This window comes from Rhodococcus sp. WAY2, assembly GCF_009859915.1.
GTDB lineage: Bacteria > Actinomycetota > Actinomycetes > Mycobacteriales > Mycobacteriaceae > Rhodococcus_F > Rhodococcus_F oxybenzonivorans.
On record NZ_CP046572.1, the window covers coordinates 2305725 to 2323156 of the forward strand.

Sequence of the window (17432 nt, forward strand, 5' to 3'; positions counted from 1 at the left end):
CTCCACCTGATTGGATGGGTCCATGCTGCACGGTCTCTGGACACCGGGTTCGGGACTCATGCTGTGGGTCGAGGACCGGGATCTCGTGGCGGAGGAGTCCGCCGCCGATGCTGTCGGCCGCGTATTGCAGCGCAAGTTCCGGCACCATGTCAAGGTGCCGATGCCGGCGGCCTCGGGTCCGGAGCTGGTCGAGTGGCCGGCGGTGGCTTTGGCCCCGCCCGATGCCGCGGAGTTCCTGCTGGCGGTGTCGCCGTGGGATTCGCGGATCTCCGGCGATTTGCGGTACCTCGCCCATACGGTGCGCGGAATCGAGCGATGGGCGCGTGCCGGTCGGGTGGTCCCCGAGACGCATCGTGCGGAGGGCACATGGTGGCCGCGTTGGCGACTGCTCGGCGGTGAACGACAGCGTGCCTGGCTGACCGAACTCACTGTCGCGATGCCGCCGGTGCAGCGCCACGGGAGCGGCGCCCGCTCCGTGCTGGACGACCTCGTCACCGAACTGACCGACCCGATCACCCGTCATGTTCTCGGCAACCGCTTGCTCGACGGTCGGCGCAGCCATCCGCCGCATCCGTTCCTCACCGCGCTCGTGCACGGCGATTCCTACGACGAGGGAACGCCGCAACTGGCCGGTTCGCTCGAGCGCTGGCGCGACAGTCTCACAGTGGACGAGCCCGAACTGGTGTTGCGCCTGCTCGAACCGGACGACGCCGACGTCGAGGGGGACTGGGATCCGGACACCGCCCTGTGGCGGCTGGAGGTGTGCCTGCGTCCGGAAGGCGAAGCCCCGGTTCCGATTCCCCTGCATCATACGGACGCGAGCCGCCTCCAGATCGGTGTCCGCAAATTGACGGAGGCCGTGGCGGCGTATCCGCGACTGCAGGACGTGCCGAGCGACCCCGACAGCCTCGATCTGTTCCTCCCTACCGCGGTCGTGATCGACCTGGTCGGGCACGGGGCGGTCGCGTTGAAGGAGAAGGGCATCAGCCTGTTGCTGCCGCGGGCCTGGAGTGTGGCGTCGCCGTCCATGCGGTTGCGGGTCAGTTCGCCGGGGACCCCGGCGAGCGCGGAGAACCGGTCGGTCGGCAAGGACCAGTTGGTGCAGTACGACTGGGAGCTGGCGCTCGGGGACACCGTCCTGTCGGCCGCCGAAATGACTCGATTGGTCAATTCCAAGAGCGATCTGGTGCGGCTGCGCGGTGAATGGGTGCGGGCCGATTCCGAAGTGCTCGCTCGTGCGGCACGCTACGTGACGGAACGGCAGGGCAGTGGCGACCGTGCCATCGTCGACTTGATCAAAGACCTCATCGCCGATGATCTCTCGCGCCTTCCGGTGGACGAGGTGACGGCGAGCGGGTGGGCAGCCGCGTTACTCGAAGGCGACGCGCAGCCGGAGCAGGTTCCGGTCCCCGACCGGCTGGACGCCACGTTGCGGCCGTATCAGCAGCGGGGGCTCGACTGGCTGGCGTTCATGAGCAGGCTCGGACTGGGGGCCGTCCTCGCCGATGACATGGGCCTGGGTAAGACCCTGCAACTGCTGGCGTTGCTGGCGCACGAGAACGCGTCTTCGCCGACACTTCTGGTGTGCCCGATGTCCGTGGTCGGCAACTGGCAACGAGAGGCGGCCCGCTTCGTTCCGACCTTGCGTGTGCATGTCCACCACGGCCCGCAACGGCTGACCGGTGAGGAGCTGACGGCTGCGGTCGGTGCGAGTGACCTGGTGATCACCACGTACGCGTTGCTGGCACGCGACCTCGCGCAGTTGAAGGAACAGCAGTGGCGCCGGGTGGTGCTCGACGAGGCGCAGCACATCAAGAACTCAAAAACGTCCCAGGCCAGGGCTGCCCGTAGTATCCCCGCTGCGCACCGGGTGGCGTTGACCGGCACACCCGTCGAGAACCGGCTCGACGAATTGCGTTCCATTCTCGATTTCGCGAATTCCGGCATCCTCGGCTCCGAGGCGATGTTCCGCAAACGCTTCGTCGTTCCGATCGAGCGGGAGCAGGACGAGACCGCCGTGGCCCGGCTGCGGGCCGTCACGTCACCGTTCGTGCTCCGGCGGGTCAAAACCGATCCGGCGGTCATCGCCGACCTCCCCGACAAGTTCGAGATGACGGTGCGCGCCAATCTCACCGCGGAACAGGCGGCGCTGTATCGGGCGGTGGTCGACGACATGATGGCTCAGATCAAGGACAAGAAGGGGATGAAGCGCAAGGGTGCCGTGCTCGCCGCGCTGACCAAGCTCAAGCAGGTATGCAACCATCCGGCGCACTTTCTGCGGGACGGGTCCGCGGTGACGCGCCGCGGTCAGCACCGGTCGGGAAAGCTCGGTCTTGTCGAGGACATCCTGGACTCCGTACTGGCCGACGGCGAGAAAGCGTTGCTGTTCACCCAGTTCCGCGAGTTCGGCGATCTCGTGGCACCGTACCTGTCGGAACGTTTCGGTACCGCCGTGCCGTTTCTGCACGGAGGCGTCACCAAACCGAAGCGCGACGACATGGTGGCGGCATTCCAGGGTGACGGCGGACCGCCGATCATGCTGCTCTCACTCAAGGCGGGGGGTACCGGGCTCAACCTCACGGCGGCCAATCATGTCGTGCACCTCGACCGATGGTGGAATCCGGCGGTCGAGAACCAGGCCACCGACCGGGCGTTCCGCATCGGGCAGCGCCGAGACGTGCAGGTGCGGAAACTGGTGTGCGTGGGCACGCTCGAGGAACGGATCGACGCAATGATCGCGACCAAACAGGAGTTGGCTGATCTCGCGGTCGGAACCGGTGAGAATTGGGTGACGGAGATGAGCACCGAACAGCTCGGCGAGCTGCTGCGACTCGGCGACGAGGCGGTCGGCGAATGACGGATCGGCGACCGGCACCGCATTTCGCTCGGTACGGCTCACGACGACCGGTGCAGGGCGGCCTGGCAGCACGCTCGCGGCGGGGAGCATTCGGTCACACCTGGTGGGGGCGGGAACTGGTCGACATCATCGAGTTCGTCGGCGACAAGGGGCGAATGAGCCGTGGCCGCAGCTACGCGCGCAGCGGACAGGTCGTCTCTCTCGAAATCAGCAGTGGGATGGTGACCGGCGAAGTCCAAGGCAGCCAGCTTCAGCCGTTCGTCGCAACCGTCTCGATCGACCGGCTCGACGAGGACGAGATCGCCGAATTGGTCACGCTGGTGCGGAAACAGCCCGGCAGCCTTGCGATGCTCGCGGGTGGGGCGGTGCCGGAAATTCTCGGTCCGCTCCTGCTACCGTCCGGCTCTTCGGCGCTCCACTACGACTGCACCTGTCCGGACGACGGCTGGCCGTGTAAGCACGCCGCTGCGGTCGCATATCTGACCACGGAGCGGATCGACGAGAACCCCCTCGAGATACTGACCCTGCGCGGGGTCGACCTCGACATGCTGATCGAGGGAGTCGGCGGTGGCAACGCCGAGGAAGATGTCGCCGATTGGTTCGGTGACAGCGCCCAACTACCCGCCCTGCCCGACACCGACTTCCGGGCGGCGGTCGACGACCTCGACCCCCTGCTGCTGCGCAAGGCGATCCGATCCGTGTGCGCCGACGAGCGCGAGGTGGACGCCGCCATCGCGGACCTGAACACGCTCTATCAGCATCTCCGTTGATCCTGGCGTTGGATGATGTGGTGCTCCCCGCCGTGTGCGGGAGAATCGGTAGGTGACCCTGCACGAGCTGACGCACCGATCGACTCGACTTCATTCCCGTCATCGGATATGCCGATGACGCGCTGGTGGTGGCTCTCGTTCTACGCTCGGTGACCCGTCGAGCGGGCGCACACGCGCTTGCCCGGCATTGGCCCGGCACTCCTGAAGGTCTTGCGGCCGTTCAACATATCGCGCAACCGCGAGCGCACCGTCGTGCCTGACGGTGCGTTCGGATGGGAGGCGCTCCGGAAAGCTTGCTCCGGCTCAGTGTTTGAACACGTCCTTGACTCGCTCGGCGGCCTTCTTCACACTGGCCTTCCTTTGGTCCGCTTTGCCGATGTTCTTCAGCTCGTTGTCTCCGGTGGCCCGGCCGATCGATTCCCGGGACCTTCCCGCAGCGTGCTGGACGGCGTTCTTGGCCTTGTCGACGATGCTCATGGCGTGCTCCTCCGAGTGGATGACGTCCACTGCAATCCTAATCCGATTGCGGTTCGGCCACTCGACAACTTCTCCGGTGCACATCCTTTCGATACGTCCCCGGCCGCACCCGGACTAGGCTGGCGTTCGTGCGGTCGGCATCGGACCCGACCGGGGATCGGGAGGAGCCTGCCGTCAGCCGCAAACGCTGTGACACGCGCGAGTTCACCTATACCGAGGTGGGCGCCAGTCGCGACCTTCCGTTTCCGCGGGGATACCACCATCTCGACGAGCAGAAGGTGATCGGTCGTGGTTCCGCAGTGTTCGACTCCGCCGTCGCACAGCTGTTCACCTGGAGGATGCACCGCGGCGCCGGCGTGAAGGTCGGCCTCAATACTCCTTCGGCGACTCCCGACGCCGCCGTCGAGCTTCGGTGGGGGATCGGTCCGGTCGGACTCACCTTCTGTTGCCGGGTGATCTACGTCGTCGACGAGCCGCGTGTCAAGGGTTTCGCCTACGGATCGCTCGAGGGACACCCGGAAACGGGGGAAGAGCGATTCGTCATCGAACACCGACCGGACGACACCGTGGTTGCAAGCATCTCCGCTTTCTCGCGGCCCGGCCGGTGGTTCACCCGACTCGGTGGGCCCGCGAATCGGGTAGTGCAGAAGGTGATGACGCGGCGCTATCTCGACGCGTTGGTGTCATAGAAGCGATAACTTCACGTCCTGCTGTCGGAGAACTGCATGCACGGCCGCGCCGTATGCCAGATGCGGGACGATGTCGCTGAGCCAATCCTGGACCGACCAATTCCGCGGATCACTGATGCCGCGGACGGCGATCGGGATGTCCGTGGCAGCCATCGCACCCGCACCGATGGCTACGGCACCTGCTGTCGGCGACAAGCGAACTCCAATGCGGCGGACCAGGCCGGCGCCCACTGCAATGCCCAGGCCCACAGCAATTCCGCCGAGTGCGCCCAGCCCCGTCCGGCGGGACTGCATGGCACTTCCGCGCCCCGGTATTCGAACTCCGAGACTCGCGGCGACCGAATCGATCGTCTCTTCGGGGACCGTACTTGCGGGACGGCCGCGGACCACCATGTCGAGGTACGTCACCGTGTTGAGTGCGGTCACCCCGGCCGCTCCGGCGACGAGCCCGGACGTGACTGTGTTCATGACGACCCTCCCCGAAAATTCGGCCGGATGCAGCGCGGATGCGCTCACAGAGCGAGCATCCCCACTCGGTGGAGTCGGCAAACCTCACGGGTAGCAGTCGGTGGCTGCCGCTGCGGTCAAGCCAAGGACAGCCGCTCGACGTGCCGCACAGCGGCCTCGAGGTGCCGGTCCGCGGTGGTCAAATCCAGACGGGCGTCACTGAGGTTGTCTATCACCTCGAGCACCATGGATTCGTCGCTGCTGGTGAGCATGCTCCGGTCGAGCAGGTCGAATGCTTCGGTCAGGTCCTTGATCCGCTGTTCGAACGCGTTCAGATCGGACCGCAGTCGAGCGGTGGACTGGGCAAGGTCGTCAACCGTCGCGGTCATGCCGGCACCCCTCGTTCGCACCTCGTCGGGTCGCGTCCGCCGAAAACCGGGCGGCCTGACTCCACCAAAGAGTTACCACCGTTCCTTGATTGGTAAACCAGGCGCGCCGGTTTCGTCGACGGGCATACGGGCGAACGATGCGGGTTATGGTCGTGCGGTGACCGATCCGTGGCAGCCCGGCGCGGCCGGCGTGCTGGAACTTCCGTCGGGTCGACGCGTGCGCGGACGGGGGCTGAGGCGCCCGCTTCCGCCCGCTCCCCATCCCACCTTTGCGCTGTATCTGCTGGGCCGCCGCCCGCCGTCCGTCGAGTGGGACCATCGCTGGCTTCGCTGGCCCGATTTCTGGTTGCCGTCCGATCGCAGCGAGGCGACGGCTGCGCTACGCGAAGTGTGGGCGCGCGCAGAGTCGGATCGCGTCGAGATCGCCTGTGGGGGAGGCGTCGGGCGCACCGGCACAGCGCTTGCCTGCCTCGCCGTACTCGACGGAGTGCCCAACTCGGCGGCGGTCGACTACGTCCGCCAGCACTATTCTCCCCGTGCCGTGGAGACACCGTGGCAACGCCGGTTCGTTGTTCGCTTCCCGTCTGCCGACGAGCCGTGAGTCGTCGGCGTGACCGACGGTTGGCTCACGACGTCCGGCGCCTCTAGACATGCAAGGACATCCAACTATAGGATGGGCTACATATTCGGAACTCCCTGATTCATCGAGCAAGAAACGGGTTCGCACAATGGTTCAAGAGCTATCCCACTTCGTCGGCGGCAAGCGTGTACCGGGTGCCTCCAACAGGTTTGGCGACGTCTACGATCCCAACACCGGTGCGGTGCAGTCGCGGGTGCCGCTGGCGGACAAGGCCGAGACCGAGGCGATCATCGCCAACGCGGTGGAAGCGCAGCGCGAATGGGCCGCTTTCAATCCGCAGAAGCGCGCACGCATCCTCATGAAGTTCCTGCAGTTGGTGCAGGGCGAGATGGACTCGCTGGCACGCCTGCTCTCGTCCGAGCACGGCAAGACCGTTCCCGACGCGAAGGGTGATATCCAACGCGGACTCGAGGTCATCGAGTTCGCTGTCGGCGCCCCACATCTGCTCAAGGGTGAGTACACCGAGTCCGCGGGCACCGGCATCGATGTGTACTCCATGCGCCAGCCACTCGGTGTCGTCGCCGGGATCACCCCGTTCAACTTCCCGGCCATGATTCCGCTGTGGAAGGCCGGACCGGCCCTCGCGTGCGGTAATGCCTTCATCCTCAAGCCCTCCGAGCGCGACCCCTCGGTGCCGCTGCGCCTCGCCGAACTGTTCCTCGAGGCCGGTCTGCCGGCCGGTGTCTTCAACGTGGTCAACGGTGACAAGGAAGTGGTCGACGTCCTCCTCACCGACGACCGCATCAAGGCAGTCGGTTTCGTCGGGTCCACCCCGATCGCGCAGTACATCTACGAGACCGCTGCTGCCCACGGCAAGCGCGCGCAATGCTTCGGCGGCGCCAAGAACCATGCCATCGTCATGCCCGACGCCGACCTCGACGAGGTGGCCGACGCGCTCATCGGCGCAGGTTACGGATCGGCCGGCGAGCGCTGCATGGCCATCTCGGTTGCCGTTCCGGTCGGCGAGGAGACGGCCGACGCTCTCGTCGCGAAGCTGAAGGAGCGTGTCGTCGGCCTGAAGATCGGTCGCAGCGACGACGAGAACGCCGACTTCGGACCTCTCGTCAGCAAGGACGCCCTCGAACGCGTCGACAGCTATATCCAGATCGGCATCGACGAAGGTGCGGAGGCCGTGGTCGACGGCCGCGGGTTCACTCTCGAGGGCCACGAGAACGGCTTCTTCGCCGGGGCCACCTTGTTCGACAAGGTGACCACGGACATGCGGGTATACAAGGAAGAAATTTTCGGACCCGTCCTGCTGGTGGCCCGTGCCGCCGACTACGAAGAGGCGCTGCGTCTGCCCACCGAGCACGAGTACGGCAACGGCGTCGCGATCTTCACCCGCGACGGCGACACCGCCCGCGACTTCACGAACCGCGTGAACGTCGGCATGGTCGGCGTCAACGTCCCGATCCCCGTGCCGATCGCCTACCACACGTTCGGCGGCTGGAAGCGCTCCGGCTTCGGCGACCTCAACCAGCACGGTCCCGACTCGTTCCGCTTCTACACCAAGACCAAGACCGTGACGCAGCGTTGGCCCTCGGGCAAGAAGGAAGCAGGGTCCGCTCCTGACAACCACTTCGTCATCCCCACCATGAACTGAATCGGAACCCCATGTTCACCTTGACCGATGACGAGCGGGCGATCAGTGAGACGGCCCGTGACTTCGCGGCCGAGCATCTGGCGCCGTATGCCGTGGAGTGGGATCAGTCCAAGCATTTCCCGGTCGATGTGCTGCGTAAGGCGGCGTCGTTGGGGATGGGCGGGATCTACATTCGCGAGGATGTGGGTGGCTCGGAGCTGACCCGGGTGGACGCGGCCCGGATCTTCGAGCAGCTCGCGAGGGGGTGCCCGTCGATCGCCGCCTATATCTCGATCCACAACATGGTGACGTGGATGATCGACAGGTTCGGCACCGAGGAGCAGCGGCGTGCGTTCGTGCCGGGGTTGTGTGCGATGGATCAGTTGGGTAGTTACTGCCTGACCGAGCCGGGTGCCGGGTCGGATGCGGCGGCGTTGAGCACCCGGGCGGTCCGCGACGGCGACTTCTTTGTGCTCAATGGGGTCAAGCAGTTCATCTCCGGTGCCGGGACGTCGGATGTGTATGTGGTGATGGCCCGCACCGGGGAGGGTGGGCCGAAGGGGATTTCCGCGTTCATCGTGCCGAAGGAGTCGGCGGGGCTCTCGTTCGGGCCGAACGAGGTGAAGATGGGCTGGAACGCCCAACCGACCCGGCAGGTGATCTTCGAGGATGTGCGGGTGCCGGCGGCGAACCTCCTCGGCACGGAGGGGGGTGGGTTCCGGATCGCGATGGCCGGTTTGAACGGGGGCCGGCTCAATATCGCGGCGTGCTCGGTCGGTGGTGGGCAGGCCGCGCTGGAGAAGGCGGTCGCGTATCTCGCGGACCGGAAGGCGTTCGGTGCACCGCTGCTCGAGTCGCAGGCGTTGCAGTTCCAGCTCGCCGACATGCGCACCGAACTCGAAGCGGCCCGCACCCTGTTGTGGCGGGCCGCGGCCGCCCTCGACGCGGGGGCTCCGGAGGTGGTGGAGCTGTGCGCGATGGCGAAGCGGTTCGCCACCGACACCGGTTTCGAGGTCGCCAACAAGGCGCTGCAACTGCACGGCGGGTACGGCTATCTGGCCGAGTACGGCATCGAGAAGATCGTCCGGGATCTGCGGGTGCACCAGATCCTCGAGGGCAGCAACGAGATCATGCGGGTCGTCATCGCCCGCAGCATTGTCGGACATAAAGGAGCGGCAGGGTGAGCGACCTGAATTCGGAATCTGAGGTCATTGTCGACACGAGCGGCGGTGTGGGCCGGCTGGTGCTGAATCGGCCGAAGGCGATCAACGCCCTCAACCACGGCATGGTGGGGCAGATCGCGGCGGCGTTGGCCGCGTGGTCCGACGACGACGAGGTGCGGGCGGTGGTACTTACCGGGGCCGGTGAGCGGGGTTTGTGCGCGGGCGGGGACATCGTGTCGATTTACCACGACGCCCGAGAGGGGGGTACCGGGTCGCGGGAGTTCTGGCGGGACGAGTACATCCTGAACGCGGCCATCGCGAACTTTCCCAAGCCGTATGTGGCGATCATGGACGGGATCGTGATGGGCGGCGGCGTCGGGGTCTCCGCGCACGGCAGCGTCCGGGTCGTCACCGAACGGTCGATGATCGGGATGCCCGAGACCGGGATCGGGTTCGTCCCCGACGTCGGCGGCACCTACCTGTTGGCCCGCACCCCCGGGGAGTTGGGCACCCACATCGCGTTGACCACCGCCCGCCTGAGCGCCGGGGACGCGATCGCGTGCGGATTCGCCGACCACTACATCCCCTCGGCGCAGATCGACAGCTTTATCGAGGCACTCACACAGACCTCGGTCGACGACGCCCTGGCCCGGTTCACCGAACCCGCCCCGCCCTCGGAACTGGTGGCGCAGCGGGGCTGGATCGACGCCGCCTACTCCGCGGACAGTGTTCCCGACATCATCGCCCGCCTGCGCGGCAGCGGGGTGCCGGAGGCGGAAAAGGCGGCCGAGCAGATCCTGTCGAAGTCGCCGACCGCGTGCGCGGTCACCCTGAAATCGTTGCGCCGGGCCCGGGCGGCGGGCAGCCTCGAGGAAGTCCTCAACGAGGAGTTCCGGGTGTCGGTGGCCTGCCTGTCCTCCCCTGATCTGGTCGAGGGCATCCGCGCGCAGGTGGTGGAGAAGGACCGCAACCCGCAGTGGTCCCCCGCCACCCTCGACGAGGTGACCGACGAGCAGGTCGAGGCGTTCTTCGCCCCGCTCGGGAACCTCGAACTCGGCCTCACCCCACCCACCCCCGCCCCGACAGCCGCAGCCGTCCCGGCAGCGGTTTCGATTAGCGATACGCGTCCAGGAGGGACTGCATCATGAGCACTATCGGATTTCTCGGACTCGGCCACATGGGTGGTCCGATGGCGGCCAACCTCGTCAAGGCCGGGCACACGGTGGTCGGTTTCGACCTCGCGCCCGCCGCCCTCGAACAGGCCACCAAAGACGGGGTCACCGTCGCCGAGTCGGCCGTCGACGCCGTCCGCGAGGCCGAGGTCGTGATCACGATGCTGCCGAACGGCAAGCTCGTCCTCGGCCTGTATGAGGAGATTTTGCCGGCCGCGAAGCCGGGCACCCTGTTCATCGATTCCTCCACCATCGACGTCGCGGACGCCCGCGCCGCGCACGACGAGGCCGTCACCGCCGGGCACCGCTCGGTCGACGCCCCCGTCTCCGGTGGGGTCGTGGGCGCGGCCGCGGGCACCCTCGCGTTCATGGTCGGCGGCAGTGATGAGGACTTCGAGGCCGCGAGGCCGCTGCTCGAGGTGATGGGCAAGAAGGTGGTGCACTGCGGCAACCCCGGCAACGGGCAGGCCGCGAAGATCTGCAACAACATGATCCTGGGGGTGTCGATGATCGCGGTCAGCGAGGCCTTCGTCCTCGGCGAAAAGCTCGGTTTGAGCCACCAGGCCCTGTTCGACGTCGCCTCCAACGCGTCCGGGCAGTGCTGGGCGTTGACCACCAACTGCCCGGTACCCGGACCGGTACCGACCAGCCCCGCCAACAACGACTACCAGCCCGGGTTCGCGGCCGCGTTGATGGACAAGGACCTCGGTCTCGCCGCGACCGCGCTGACCACCAACCATGTTCAGGCCGACCTCGGGCTGCGGGCCGCCGAACTGTATCGCCGGTTCCACGCCAGCGGGCACGGCGGCGAGGACTTCTCGGCCATCGTCAACGACATCCGCGACCGCTCCACCGCACAGACCGCGCAGGCCGGGGGGAACCAGTGACCGACTTCGAGACCATCCTGCTCGACCGTAAGGGCCGGGTCGGGATCATCACCCTGCACCGCCCGAAGGCCCTCAACGCCCTGAACTCACAACTGATGGGTGAGGTCGTCGCCGCGGTCGACGAGTTGGACAAGGATGCCGAGATCGGGGCCATCCTGATCACCGGATCGGATCGGGCGTTCGCCGCCGGCGCCGACATCAAGGAGATGCAACCCAAGTCGTACATGGACGTCTACCTCGACGACTTCTTCTCCGCCTGGGACAAGGTGGCCGCGGCCCGCACCCCCACCATCGCTGCGGTCGCCGGATACGCGCTCGGCGGTGGATGCGAGTTGGCGATGCTCTGCGACATCCTGATCGCCGCGGACACCGCGAAGTTCGGGCAACCCGAGATCAAACTCGGGGTCATCCCCGGGATCGGTGGCTCGCAGCGGCTGACCCGGGCGGTCGGTAAGGCCAAGGCGATGGAACTGTGCCTGACCGGCCGGAACATGGACGCCGAGGAAGCCGAACGCGCCGGACTCGTCTCGAGGATCGTCCCCGCCGCGGACCTGCTCGACGAGGCCCTGCAGACCGCGACCACCATCGCCGACATGTCGCTACCGGTGGCGATGATGGCGAAAGAAGCCGTCAACCGGTCCTTCGAAACCACCCTCACCGAAGGAATCCGCTTCGAACGACGAGTCTTCCACTCCACCTTCGCCACCGAAGACCAAAAAGAAGGCATGACCGCGTTCGTCGAAAAACGCCCACCGGTCTTCAAACACCGCTAGTAGCCGTCACAAGAACTGTTGCCCCGCACCGAAAAACGGTGCGGGGCAACAGTCGTCTCACCACTTGGTGGGGGCGTCTCCGGTGTCGAAATCGCCTGCCTCGCGGCGCAGTTCGGCGAGGATCGTGACCAATTGTTCCAGCTTGTCGCCGGACACGCCGGGACTCGAGAACACCTGGGCGTTGAGTCGCTCGGTGGACTCGACGGCCAGTTTCCTTCCCGCGTCGGTAATTTCGATCAGGGTCGCACGGCGATCGCTGGGGTGGGGCACGCGTCGCACGAGATTCGCCGTCTCGAGCCGGTCGACGGCGTTCGTCACGCTGGTCGGGTGAACCTGAAGGCGCGCGCTGGCCTTCGCCATCGGGAGCGCGCCGGTGCGCGTGAACGTCAGCAGTGTCAGCAATTCGTACCGGGCGAACGTGAGCCCCGACGGCTTGAGCACCTCTTCCACCCGGGCCATCATGATCTGCTGTGCCCGCATCACCGAGGTCACCGCAGCCATCCCGTCGGCAACATCACCCCAGCCGTGCTTCGTCCACTGCCGGTGGGCCTCTTCGATGGGGTCGAGATGAAGTGGTGACGGTGGTGGCATGCGTCGATCATCCCATGTCGGGTGACGGGCTGCGAAAGCGCGCGGACTGTGTCGTCAGCGCGCGTCCGCCCGCGCGGTGGCAAGCAGTGCCACGAGTCCGAGGGCGACGCACATCGTCATCGTCGCACCGAGGGCGACTCCCGTATTGCCGAGGACTCCGACGAGCGGAGCGATGAGCGCGCCGACGCCGAACTGCAGGGCGCCGAGCATGGCAGCGGCGGTGCCGGCTGCCTCGCCATGCCTGCCGAGTGCCAGTGCCGGGGCGTTGGGCAGGACGAACCCGACACCGGCGAGCAGGAACCACAGTGGAATGACGAAGCCGACCAGACCGCCGAGTTCGAGGTAGGCGGTCACCAGCAAGGCGGCGCCCGCTACGGTCGCGAAGGCCAGTGAGGCGATCGTGATCTGCTGGGGCGACCACCGGGCGAGGGCGCGGACGTTGAGCTGGGAGGCGCCGATCAGAGCGATCGCGCCTGAGCTGAACAGCAGCGCGAACTGCTGCTCGTCGAGGCCGTACTGATTCTGGAATACGAAGGACGCGCCGGAGACGTAGGCGAACAACGAGGCCATCCCGACGCTGGAGACCAGTGTGAGCACCATGAACTTGCGGTCACCGAGAAGGCTTTTGTACGTCGACAGCACCGAGGAGAGGTTGCTGGTGCGTCGTCGCTCCGGTGGGAGCGTCTCCTTCAGGGCGAGTGCGCCGATCAGTGCCGTGAGCGTTCCGATGAGCGCGAGGACGACGAAAATCCCGCGCCAGTCCAAAGCGATGAGGAGCGCGCCGCCGATGCTGGGGGCGAGCACGGGTGCGACACCCAGGACGAGCATCAGCCGTGACATGACGACCGCGACCATGTTTCCGCTGTACAGGTCACGTACCACGGCAACGGCGACGACGGCGGCTGCGGCGGCGCCGATGCCCTGGAACACCCGGAGCGCACCGAGCACGGCGACGGTCGGCGCGAAGACAGCGAGCACTGAGGCGAGGACATGCAGGCCGATTCCGGCGATCAACGGTCGCCGGCGCCCGAGGCTGTCCGCGAGCGGACCGACGATCAACTGGCCGAGCGCGAGGCCCAGCAGCGTCCCGGTGATGGTCAACTGCACGGCCGACGACGACGCTCCGAGGTCGGTGCCGATGTCGGGGAGGGCGGGCAGGTACATGTCGATAGTGAACGGTCCGAGCGCGATGAGTGCGCCGAGCACCAGCACGATCCGCAGGCTCGGCCGATCGGCTGCGGCGGTGCCGGTGTCGGGGGTTGCTTGTGCCCGAAGTCGGGTAGGTGAGGCGGAGGTCTCATCGATAGCCGTCATAAGGGGGGACAGCAACGAGGACACCTGGTTTGTTCCCGCATCGGCGTGTCGGCCCGGAACCGGGATCAAAATCACAGTGAATCGAAACCTTTCGGCGTCGATGCCCTCCGGGCAGTATCAGCTCTACCCCGCGGGTGTGGCTGAGATGGTGAGGCACCGGCCTGCAAAGCCGTTCACACGGGTTCGAGTCCCGTCACTCGCTCGCGGAAGACCGGCAGGCGCACGATGCGCCTGCCGGTCTCGATACGTAGGCACGGGTAGTACCGCGTGCCGATCACCCGTCTTCGAGGCGAATGCCGTGGTCGACGCCTGCGGCCGGAAGCAGACAGTAGAGGCCGCGCTCGCAGAGGTCGATCATTTCTGAGCGCGACATCGTCGGGTGATCGACCCACGACAGGACGATCTCTTCCATAAATGCCTGCCATCCCTGGATCGCCGCCTCGAGTGCCGGGGTCGTCGATACTCCGACTTGCGCGAGCGCACGTCCGATCTCCTGGGTGAACGTGCGCCGCATTCCCCGGTAGATCTTTCGCATGCCGTCGTCCCCGCTGCCCGCCATGCGCATGACGGCCAGATAAATCGCGGGGTGCGCGATCACCGCCTCGGCGAACGTCTCGACACCCGCACGCAGTTGCGCCGAAAGGGGGAGCGACGTGTCGGGCGTCATCCTCCGCTGCAACTCGGTGGCCGAGGCTTCGAGCACTGCGTTGCGAAACCCGTGCTTGTTCTTGAAGTAGTGGAACAACAGTGGCGACGAGACGCCTGCCTCGGCCGCCACCTGATCCATCGACAGCTGCTCGAACGGCACCGAGTCGAGGAGTCGCATGGCGACGTCGAGGATCTGCGCGCGCCGATCTGCGGGGGAGCGGGGAGCGGCGGGCATCTCTGCACTCTAAGGGACGGGACGGCACACCCCATTGACTTTCACTCAACGGTGTACGTAACGTCGTGTAACACCAACTGAGTGTGAGGAGCGCAACATGTCGGACTTCGACATAGTGGTCGATGGAGGGCTGTGGTTCGACGGAACCGGGTCTGCGCCTCGCCGCCGGAACCTGGGCATTCGCGACGGAGTCGTCGTCAGGGCCTCCGCGGAGCCCCTCTCCGTCGGGCACGACACCGAAGTGATCGACGCGGCGGGCAAGTGGGTGGTGCCCGGCTTCGTCGACGTGCACACGCACTACGACGCCGAGGTCCTGGTCAGCCCCGGCCTGCCCGAATCCGTCCGGCACGGCGTCACCACCGTTGTCCTCGGGAACTGCTCGTTGTCGACGGTGTATTCGACACCCCGTGAATGCGCCGACCTGTTCAGCCGGGTCGAGGCCGTGCCCTACGACTCGGTGCTGCGCATCCTCGACGACAACAAGAGTTGGCAGAATCCGGCCGAATACGTCGACGCGCTCGAATCGCTTCCGCTCGGTCCCAATGTTGCCGGTTTCATCGGGCACTCCGACATTCGCACCCGCGTGCTGGGGCTCGGCCGCGGCACCGACAGGCGGGTGAAGCCCAGCGCCGGAGAACTCGAGCGGATGGGTGCGATGGTCACCGAGGCCCTCGATGCGGGTTTCCTCGGTCTGTCATCGATGACGAATGCGCTCGACAAGATCGATGGCGACGAATATCGTTCGCGTTCTTTGCCTTCCACTTATGCGCGGTGGCGCGAATTCCGCTTCCTCAACCGGATCCTTCGCGAGCGCGGCAAGATCCTGCAGAGCGCACCCACGATCAACCTGCATCCCAACATTCTCGGATTCTTCGCCGAGAGTTCGGGTCTCGGCCGCCGCAGGCCTCTCAAGACGTCGCTACTCTCCGCGGCGGATTCCAAGGCGTACCCGCCGATCGTGTACTTCATGCTCGGTGCTGCGCCGCTGCTCAACAGATTCGCCAAGACCGACTTCAAGTGGCAGCACCTGCCCGTGCCGTTCACCGTGTACGCGGACGGCATCGATCTGGTGGTGTTCGAGGAGTTCGGCGCGGGCGCGGCCGCGCTCCACCTCAAAGACCAGGTGGAGCGCAACGCGCTGTTGCAGGACGAGTCGTACCGGCGCCAGTTCCGGAAGGAGTACGACGACAAGTTCAGCCCGCGCATCTGGCACCGCAACTTTTACGACGCCGTCATCGTCGGATGTCCCGACGAGACGTTGATCGGCAGCACCTTCGGCGCGGTCGGTGAGCTGCGCGGTGTCCATCCGGTCGACGCCTACCTCGACCTCGTCGTGAAGTACGGCACGGACCTCCGGTGGCGCACCACCATCGCCAATCACCGGCCGAAGTTCGCGAAGAAGCTGGCCGCCAGTTCCGGTGTGCAGATGGGCTTCGGGGACGCCGGCGCGCACCTGCGCAACATGGCTTTCTACAACTACCCCATCCGGTTGCTGAAGCGTGTCAAGGACGCGCAGACCGACCGCACGCCGTTCCTGACGGTCGAGCGGGCCGTCCACCGCCTCACCGGCGAGCTGGCCGACTGGTACGGCATCGATGCCGGTCACCTGCGGGAGGGCGACCGCGCCGATCTGGTCGTGATCGACCCCGCCGGACTCGACGACACGGTCGACGGACTGTTCGAGGCCGAGGTTCCCGAGTACGGCGGCCTGCGAAGAATGGTCAACCGTAGCGACGGCGCCGCTGTCGCTACCGTGATCAACGGCAAGCTCGTCTACCGGGACGGACAGTTCACCGGTGGCTTCGGCGTACACAAGACGGGGAAGTTCCTGCGCGCCGGGTTGTCCGGTGCGCACGCCCGTGACCGTGTGGAGAGTGATCGATGACAGGCAACGGACGCGTCACCACGTTCATCAGGAACGGGCTGACGTTCGACGTTCGCGACGAGGGTCCGATCGACGGAGCCCCCGTGGTGCTGCTCCACGGTTTCCCACAGGATTCGAGATCATGGGACAAGGTGGCGCCACTGCTGCACAGGCGCGGTTTCCGCACCCTTGCGCCGGACCAGCGCGGCTATTCGGCCGCGGCCAGGCCTCGCGCCCGTTGGGCGTACCGCACCTCGGAGCTGGTAGCGGACGTCGTCGCGCTCATCGACCAGGCAGGCCTCGGCCCGGTGCATGTCGTCGGGCACGACTGGGGCGCTGCGGTGGCGTGGGGTATCGCGGCGGAACGGCCCGACCGGATCCGCACGCTCACGGCGTTGTCGGTGCCGCACCCGGCGGCGTTCCTGCGGGCGATGCTCACCAGTCGTCAGATCCTGCTGTCCTGGTACATGTTCGCGTTCCAGCTGCCGTGGATCCCGGAGCGGATGATCGCCTCGGACGGTTACGGCTACCGTGCCCTGCTCTCCAGCGGGCAGGCCCCGGACCGGGCGAAGCGCGACCTCGAATCGATGCGCGACCGGAGTCGAGCTCGGGGGGCCCTGAACTGGTATCGCGCAATGTTCTTGGCCTCGCCGGGTTCGGTGACCGGCAAGGTCCGCGTACCCACTCTCTTCGTCTGGAGCGACGGCGACACGGCAATCGGCCCGGTAGGACCCGAACTGACCGCGAGGTTCGTCGACGGCCCGTACACGTACGAGGTGCTGCACGGCGTAAGCCACTGGATCCCCGACGAGGCCGCCGAGCGCCTCGACGAACTACTCGGCAACCACTTGCGCGATCACTAGCGACCCGTCGCGATACCTGGCACTCGCCTGATGTCGTCACACCGACCGGCTGTCCGCTGTCGGTGAACGCC

General features: G+C 66.5%; 17 protein-coding genes, 1 tRNA gene and 1 pseudogene. 13 read left to right on the forward strand and 6 right to left on the reverse strand.

Annotation, left to right across the window (positions count from 1 at the left end; all coding sequences use genetic code 11):
• Positions 1 to 22: 22 nt before the first annotated feature.
• From GFS60_RS10735 to GFS60_RS40355, 3 genes and pseudogenes are all read left to right on the forward strand, one after another.
• Positions 23 to 2857, forward strand: a complete 2835-nt coding sequence (locus tag GFS60_RS10735) for a DEAD/DEAH box helicase (protein ID WP_159921114.1) — start codon at positions 23 to 25, stop codon at positions 2855 to 2857.
• Positions 2854 to 3627, forward strand: coding sequence for an SWIM zinc finger family protein (locus tag GFS60_RS10740; RefSeq protein ID WP_159921116.1), 774 nt, complete (start codon positions 2854 to 2856; stop codon positions 3625 to 3627). The genes GFS60_RS10735 and GFS60_RS10740 overlap by 4 nt, the downstream gene beginning before the upstream one ends.
• Before the next feature lie 86 nt (positions 3628 to 3713).
• Positions 3714 to 3887 (forward strand): annotated as a pseudogene (locus tag GFS60_RS40355) (YkvA family protein); the annotation flags it as partial.
• A gap of 43 nt (positions 3888 to 3930) precedes the next feature.
• On the opposite strand, the gene GFS60_RS10750 reads toward GFS60_RS40355, so the two are convergent.
• Positions 3931 to 4104, reverse strand: a complete 174-nt coding sequence (locus GFS60_RS10750) for a CsbD family protein (protein ID WP_109334986.1) — start codon at positions 4102 to 4104, stop codon at positions 3931 to 3933.
• 128 nt (positions 4105 to 4232) lie between these two features.
• Between GFS60_RS10750 and GFS60_RS10755 the strand changes: the two genes are divergently transcribed.
• A complete protein-coding gene (locus GFS60_RS10755; RefSeq protein ID WP_201453547.1) occupies positions 4233 to 4793 on the forward strand; it encodes a DUF1990 family protein in 561 nt (186 codons plus the stop codon).
• On the opposite strand, the gene GFS60_RS10760 is transcribed toward GFS60_RS10755, so the two are convergent.
• Both GFS60_RS10760 and GFS60_RS10765 read right to left on the reverse strand, forming a co-directional pair.
• Positions 4788 to 5261 (reverse strand): hypothetical protein, encoded by a 474-nt coding sequence (locus GFS60_RS10760; protein WP_159921118.1) that lies wholly within the window; start codon positions 5259 to 5261, stop codon positions 4788 to 4790. The two genes, GFS60_RS10755 and GFS60_RS10760, sit on opposite strands and share 6 nt — an antisense overlap.
• A 116-nt stretch (positions 5262 to 5377) precedes the next feature.
• On the reverse strand, positions 5378 to 5629 hold the full coding sequence (locus GFS60_RS10765; RefSeq protein ID WP_159921120.1) for a hypothetical protein: 252 nt from the start codon (positions 5627 to 5629) through the stop codon (positions 5378 to 5380).
• 157 nt (positions 5630 to 5786) lie between these two features.
• On the opposite strand from GFS60_RS10765, the gene GFS60_RS10770 reads away from it, so the two are divergent.
• The 6 genes from GFS60_RS10770 (at position 5787) to GFS60_RS10795 (ending at position 11846) form a co-directional block, all read left to right on the forward strand.
• Positions 5787 to 6230, forward strand: coding sequence for a protein-tyrosine phosphatase family protein (locus GFS60_RS10770; RefSeq protein WP_159921122.1), 444 nt, complete (start codon positions 5787 to 5789; stop codon positions 6228 to 6230).
• A 127-nt stretch (positions 6231 to 6357) separates the two neighbouring features.
• On the forward strand, positions 6358 to 7872 hold the full coding sequence (locus GFS60_RS10775; RefSeq protein ID WP_159921124.1) for a CoA-acylating methylmalonate-semialdehyde dehydrogenase: 1515 nt from the start codon (positions 6358 to 6360) through the stop codon (positions 7870 to 7872).
• A gap of 11 nt (positions 7873 to 7883) precedes the next feature.
• Positions 7884 to 9035 (forward strand): acyl-CoA dehydrogenase family protein, encoded by a 1152-nt coding sequence (locus GFS60_RS10780; protein WP_159921126.1) that lies wholly within the window; start codon positions 7884 to 7886, stop codon positions 9033 to 9035.
• 5 nt (positions 9036 to 9040) lie between these two features.
• Positions 9041 to 10162 (forward strand): enoyl-CoA hydratase/isomerase family protein, encoded by a 1122-nt coding sequence (locus GFS60_RS10785; RefSeq protein ID WP_442972197.1) that lies wholly within the window; start codon positions 9041 to 9043, stop codon positions 10160 to 10162.
• Entirely contained in the window at positions 10159 to 11073 is a 915-nt protein-coding gene (gene mmsB / locus GFS60_RS10790) for a 3-hydroxyisobutyrate dehydrogenase (RefSeq protein ID WP_159921130.1), read from the forward strand. The genes GFS60_RS10785 and mmsB overlap by 4 nt, the downstream gene beginning before the upstream one ends.
• The gene (locus GFS60_RS10795) at positions 11070 to 11846 is read left to right on the forward strand and encodes an enoyl-CoA hydratase (RefSeq protein ID WP_159921132.1); all 777 of its coding nucleotides are present in this window, start codon (positions 11070 to 11072) and stop codon (positions 11844 to 11846) included. The genes mmsB and GFS60_RS10795 overlap by 4 nt, the downstream gene beginning before the upstream one ends.
• A 57-nt stretch (positions 11847 to 11903) precedes the next feature.
• Here the strand turns inward: GFS60_RS10795 and GFS60_RS10800 are convergent, their stop codons facing one another.
• Both GFS60_RS10800 and GFS60_RS10805 read right to left on the reverse strand, forming a co-directional pair.
• Positions 11904 to 12437 carry a MarR family winged helix-turn-helix transcriptional regulator gene (locus GFS60_RS10800; protein ID WP_005252880.1) on the reverse strand — a complete coding sequence of 178 codons (534 nt, stop codon included), beginning with the start codon at positions 12435 to 12437 and terminating at the stop codon, positions 11904 to 11906.
• 54 nt (positions 12438 to 12491) lie between these two features.
• The gene (locus GFS60_RS10805; protein ID WP_397518068.1) at positions 12492 to 13775 is read right to left on the reverse strand and encodes a multidrug effflux MFS transporter; all 1284 of its coding nucleotides are present in this window, start codon (positions 13773 to 13775) and stop codon (positions 12492 to 12494) included.
• A gap of 106 nt (positions 13776 to 13881) precedes the next feature.
• On the opposite strand from GFS60_RS10805, the gene GFS60_RS10810 reads away from it, so the two are divergent.
• Positions 13882 to 13953, forward strand: a tRNA-Cys gene (locus GFS60_RS10810).
• 72 nt (positions 13954 to 14025) lie between these two features.
• Here the strand turns inward: GFS60_RS10810 and GFS60_RS10815 are convergent.
• Entirely contained in the window at positions 14026 to 14634 is a 609-nt protein-coding gene (locus tag GFS60_RS10815) for a TetR/AcrR family transcriptional regulator (protein ID WP_159921136.1), read from the reverse strand.
• 97 nt (positions 14635 to 14731) lie between these two features.
• Here GFS60_RS10815 and GFS60_RS10820 point away from each other — a divergent pair, with 97 nt between their 5' ends.
• Positions 14732 to 16519, forward strand: coding sequence for an N-acyl-D-amino-acid deacylase family protein (locus GFS60_RS10820; RefSeq protein ID WP_159921138.1), 1788 nt, complete (start codon positions 14732 to 14734; stop codon positions 16517 to 16519).
• Positions 16516 to 17361, forward strand: a complete 846-nt coding sequence (locus GFS60_RS10825) for an alpha/beta fold hydrolase (RefSeq protein WP_159921140.1) — start codon at positions 16516 to 16518, stop codon at positions 17359 to 17361. Before GFS60_RS10820 ends, GFS60_RS10825 begins: the two co-directional genes overlap by 4 nt.
• The last annotated feature ends 71 nt before the right edge of the window (positions 17362 to 17432 follow it).

What these genes read in the sequence shown, in the direction of transcription:
- GFS60_RS10820 (WP_159921138.1), top strand. Translation starts at nt 14,732, where the DNA reads ATGTCGGACTTCGACATAGTGGTCGATGGAGGGCTGTGGTTCGACGGA.
- GFS60_RS10780 (WP_159921126.1), top strand. Translation starts at nt 7,884, where the DNA reads ATGTTCACCTTGACCGATGACGAGCGGGCGATCAGTGAGACGGCCCGT.
- GFS60_RS10750 (WP_109334986.1), bottom strand. Translation starts at nt 4,104, where the DNA reads ATGAGCATCGTCGACAAGGCCAAGAACGCCGTCCAGCACGCTGCGGGA.
- GFS60_RS10775 (WP_159921124.1), top strand. Translation starts at nt 6,358, where the DNA reads ATGGTTCAAGAGCTATCCCACTTCGTCGGCGGCAAGCGTGTACCGGGT.
- GFS60_RS10815 (WP_159921136.1), bottom strand. Translation starts at nt 14,634, where the DNA reads ATGCCCGCCGCTCCCCGCTCCCCCGCAGATCGGCGCGCGCAGATCCTC.
- GFS60_RS10825 (WP_159921140.1), top strand. Translation starts at nt 16,516, where the DNA reads ATGACAGGCAACGGACGCGTCACCACGTTCATCAGGAACGGGCTGACG.
- mmsB (WP_159921130.1), top strand. Translation starts at nt 10,159, where the DNA reads ATGAGCACTATCGGATTTCTCGGACTCGGCCACATGGGTGGTCCGATG.
- GFS60_RS10765 (WP_159921120.1), bottom strand. Translation starts at nt 5,629, where the DNA reads ATGACCGCGACGGTTGACGACCTTGCCCAGTCCACCGCTCGACTGCGG.
- GFS60_RS10800 (WP_005252880.1), bottom strand. Translation starts at nt 12,437, where the DNA reads ATGCCACCACCGTCACCACTTCATCTCGACCCCATCGAAGAGGCCCAC.
- GFS60_RS10735 (WP_159921114.1), top strand. Translation starts at nt 23, where the DNA reads ATGCTGCACGGTCTCTGGACACCGGGTTCGGGACTCATGCTGTGGGTC.
- GFS60_RS10740 (WP_159921116.1), top strand. Translation starts at nt 2,854, where the DNA reads ATGACGGATCGGCGACCGGCACCGCATTTCGCTCGGTACGGCTCACGA.
- GFS60_RS10760 (WP_159921118.1), bottom strand. Translation starts at nt 5,261, where the DNA reads ATGAACACAGTCACGTCCGGGCTCGTCGCCGGAGCGGCCGGGGTGACC.